The following is a 4194-nucleotide window of genomic DNA, read 5'->3' as shown; positions in this document are numbered from 1 at the left end:
CATAAACATCAAATGAAACCTTGTCAATAATCGTTTTCCCATTAATCTTTTTCGTGACATCTCTTAGCTGAACAATCGATTTCTGTGTCATATTAAATTCCCCTCTATATTAAATCGTCAAGTTTTTTGATGAACCATTCTTCCATTCTTTTTTCTTCAATGATCACCGTATTGTTGTAATTGAAGTATTGAGCGTGTGGCATGACTTCAAATGTTCCATCACATCGGTCAAATCCTGTTGCAACCATCGTTCCATTTACGATGATGTGCTTTATTCTAGCAAATTTCTTGCTTGGTTTTAGTTTGATTCTCATGGCTATTTCCTCCTTTATTTGTATATTAAAGAGTCTGATAATAACCATAGTAAAGTGCGTAGAACACAAAGGCTCCAACTACGATCGCTCCAACGATGAAACATCCAACTTTTTTCATAATTATGTTTCTCCTTTTCTTATCATGGTTTAATCATATCTACTACTCGGTTTCTCAGTAACGCTCTCAAGTTTGATTTTCATCTAAAACTTGAGACTTAGTTGCATGAACCAAAACCCCCAATGCAATGACTGCAACTACGATCGTCCCAACGATGAATGATCCAACTTTTTTCATAATTATGTTCCTCCTTTTTATCATGGTTTAATCATATCTACTACTCGGTTTCTCAGTAACGCTCTCAAGTTTGATTTTAAGCTAAGACTTGAGACTTAGTTGCTCATCATACCTCCTCTTTTGTATGCAGAGACACTTTTTTAAACAGAAAAAAACTGGCGTCACAACGCTCTTTTACGAACATCGCCTTGCCAGTTTTAGTTAATCCTTTTCATTTCAAAAGCCGCCATTGGGTGAAGGCTAAATAGGATGAAATCCTTTATGGATACTTGTTGTAAGCGTGTTTTCTAATTGTTCCGCGTGGAATCTAGGTAATAAATATAATCATACACAACACCTTCATATCCCAGTTGACGATGCATCGCTGTCACATTTCCACGGTGATAAGAACCATGATTCACTACTGTATAGATCATTTCTTCCACTGTGTTTTCCATCACAAACCCTTTTATTGTTTTAAATGAAAAAGGTGTAGTAAAATCTTCACTCTGTTGTATAAAACATTGTATTTCTTCATGAAGTAGCGTGAACTCATGTTTTGCCTCTTCAATTGTAAGTAGCTGGATGTCAGGCGGTTCAGGCTGTGTTTCACCTTTCATTCGTTGAAGCCACAAATAATCAACTACCCAAACATGTTCAAAAACTGCTCTAATCGATGGGAACACACTTTGAATTTCCTGATCGTACACATTGTCAGGTAGTGTTGTTAAGTGTTCCAGCTGACGTGTTGTTCCCCACACATGATAGGAGAACCAATCTTGTAGTGAAATCATTTTCCTTTTCCCTCCTCGTTTAAGCAAAAGTCTATTGATCTGTTTATACTGATTAATTTCAACTTTACCATCTTCCCCCCTTCGTATTTGTGGTTCTATAATCATCACAGTTACTCCTTTCTGTATGTGGTAATTTATTGTTTATCCACATTTGACATGACTTTCCCACCTTACGTTACTAATTCATGTTTGAATGCATAAATAACCGCCTGTGTACGATCTTGAACTTCTAACTTACTCAAAATATTGCTAACATGCGTCTTGACTGTTTTTAAAGCAATGTATAGTTCATCCGCAATTTCTTGATTCGCTTTCCCTTCTGTCATTAAATGCAAAATTTCAATTTCTCTTGTCGTTAGTTCTTCGTGTAGAGGTCTCTTGTCACCTTGTCTCATTTTTTTCATTACTTTGTCTGTCACTTCACGTTCTAACACCATTTCACCATGAAACGTTTTTCGTACAGCATTGGCAATATCACTAGCTTTTGATGTTTTAAGCATATAGCTAGTCGCACCTGCTTCTAATGCAGGGTATACCTTATCGTCATCTAAAAAGCTCGTTACAATAATAATTTTCGCGTCAGGCCAGGCAGCTATAATTCGCTTTGTCGCTTCTATTCCATCCATTTCCTTCATCACTAAATCCATTAAAATAATATCAGGTCTAAGTGACAATGCTAATTCAACGGCTGCTCCTCCATCATCTGCTTCTCCCACTACTTCTAAATCTTTTTGAGCTGATAAATAAGAGCCGACTCCAATTCGTACCATTTCGTGATCATCTACAAACAGAACTCGAATCATGCTACTCCTCCTCCCTTTCTACAAAAGGAACTTTAACCTCTAATCTCGTACCTTTATTTGGTAAAGAAACGATTTTAAGGGATCCACCTATCTCAATTGCACGTTCTTTCATATTTTGAAGACCATACGCCCCCGCTTTTTCGTCAGTAACATTAAAGCCCTCTCCATCATCCACAACACGTAAAATGACATTACCGTCTCGTTGGATACAAAACACATCCAATACACTTGCTTTAGCGTGTCTTAGCGTATTGGATACAGATTCCTGCAAGATACGAAACAAATGGTCTTCCACACCTTTGGCCAATCTCATCTCTTCGGATTTCCACGAAATGGATAGGGGGACTTTTTGTTGAAGTTCAATCATTAACTCGGCCATACCTTCTTTGAACGTTTTTCCTTTTAACGCCACGGGTCTTAACTGAAGAAACAACGCACGCATTTCAAGTTGAGATTGATGAATCATTTCTTCCACCAATTTTAATTGCTTTGTTTCGTCATTTTGTGTATGCTCTCTCGTTTCATTTATGGCTGACATTAGCATGGAGGCGGCAAAAAGTTGTTGACTGACTGAATCGTGTAACTCTCTTGCTAGTCGATTCCGTTCTTTAGAAACCATTTCTTGAATTACTTTTTCTTGGTTCTCTACTTTTTCACTTGCTAGTTTTTGTGCTAATCGAACTTGGTCATTGATCATCGTCTGAACGTTTTTTGCTTCAAGTGAAAGCTGTGCGAGTTCAGTGCTCTGAGGTGATTTCCCTTGTAACGTTGACCTTCCCAACTTCATATCTTCAAGTTGGTGTCTAACATAGTGTATTTGCTGTCTAAGTCCTGCACCTTGGATAAATGCCCAAATGATTGTAATTGAAAACGTACTTAACAATAAAAAGAAGATTAGAGGAATATCTACTATTCGAGTCGACCAAAATATTGACCAGTCTTCAGGAGGAAACAGCAACAAATACCCTCCTAGACTTACTAACATGACTGTCAGCGCAAGACCCACCGATTGCAGAACTCCTTTGGTCAATAGCGTCATACTCGCTTCACCTCTAAATCTCCAATCCACATTGAAGTGAGGATTTTCATTTTTTGAGGTGCTACATTGTATTCTTGCGTTGTGTAGTGCATACTTTCATTCCACATTCTTGTTTGCATGAAGTGAAAAACAGAAGCAGAACCTATAATCACTGAATGACGTAAACTAATATCTATTTCATACGGGATCAAAATGGTCACTTTTCCAATACCACCTCGAATGGAAATAATTGATTCTCCAAGGGGAAGAACGGTATTACTTAAATCAATAACCACATCACCCACGCCATTTTGCAACTGAATATCTTCCCATTCATACGTTTCATTCGGTGTCTGTTGATGACCAATCCACTTATTCGAAAGAAGTTGCTGACGCTTGAGAACAAGTGTGTCCACCTTCACGTTTTCATTTGGGTAACTAATTAATGGCGAGTGCACTTTTGGTTTTTTTTTCGATCCAACATAAGCGTGAACATAATAGAACACTAGAATGATGAGTAAAACCTTTACCATAAACACATTTGAAATTATCAGCACAACAAAAAACAAACCAAGACCAAAAAGTATTTTCCCCAAAAAACGATGAAATTTCTTTCCACCAAAATAGATGAGAAAACCAGAAAAAAGAAGTGAAAACAGTATAGTGGGTAGAAAAAAGAGGGCAATAAGGATTACTGACGAGAAAAAAAACGTTTTTAACTGATGAAACATTCTACTGTCTCCCTTCCAATAAGATGAACACATCAACAACCATCAGATCTCCTCTGATTCGTTGTTGAAAATTTCATCCATTCTATTGTATCCTGAGCTCAGAGTAATACCAAATAAATTTAGGGAAATAAAGAGAAATCATAGCGACTTCTCTTTATTCGTAGTGCTCCGACTGCGGTGGGAAAGTACGACCCTCCTTGACAGTTCCCTTACGCCTGTCGAGCCTAAACGCCCGCTTCCGCTTTTGTACCATCTAGCTC

General features: G+C 37.7%; 5 protein-coding genes. All 5 read right to left on the bottom strand.

All coding sequences use genetic code 11. The annotated features are described in order from the left end of the window. Nucleotides 1–104: 104 nt before the first annotated feature. The 5 genes from AB1471_RS16620 to liaF all read right to left on the bottom strand — a co-directional run bounded on the left by AB1471_RS16620 (nt 105) and on the right by liaF (nt 3934). Nucleotides 105–314 (bottom strand): hypothetical protein, encoded by a 210-nt coding sequence (locus AB1471_RS16620; protein WP_367780878.1) that lies wholly within the window; start codon nt 312–314, stop codon nt 105–107. 582 nt (nt 315–896) lie between these two features. After that, nucleotides 897–1487 carry a DinB family protein gene (locus AB1471_RS16615; protein WP_367780877.1) on the bottom strand — a complete coding sequence of 197 codons (591 nt, stop codon included), beginning with the start codon at nt 1485–1487 and terminating at the stop codon, nt 897–899. A gap of 65 nt (nt 1488–1552) precedes the next feature. Beyond that, on the bottom strand, nt 1553–2185 hold the full coding sequence (locus AB1471_RS16610; RefSeq protein ID WP_367780876.1) for a response regulator transcription factor: 633 nt from the start codon (nt 2183–2185) through the stop codon (nt 1553–1555). 1 nt (nt 2186) lies between these two features. After that, nucleotides 2187–3224 carry a sensor histidine kinase gene (locus tag AB1471_RS16605; RefSeq protein WP_367780875.1) on the bottom strand — a complete coding sequence of 346 codons (1038 nt, stop codon included), beginning with the start codon at nt 3222–3224 and terminating at the stop codon, nt 2187–2189. Then, nucleotides 3221–3934, bottom strand: a complete 714-nt coding sequence (liaF, locus tag AB1471_RS16600) for a cell wall-active antibiotics response protein LiaF (RefSeq protein ID WP_367780874.1) — start codon at nt 3932–3934, stop codon at nt 3221–3223. Before liaF ends, AB1471_RS16605 begins: the two co-directional genes overlap by 4 nt. Nucleotides 3935–4194 lie beyond the last annotated feature (260 nt).

This window comes from Jeotgalibacillus marinus (genome assembly GCF_040801915.1).
GTDB classification, from domain to species: Bacteria; Bacillota; Bacilli; order Bacillales; family Jeotgalibacillaceae; genus Jeotgalibacillus; species Jeotgalibacillus marinus.
This window is presented reverse-complemented; position numbering and strand designations above follow the sequence as displayed.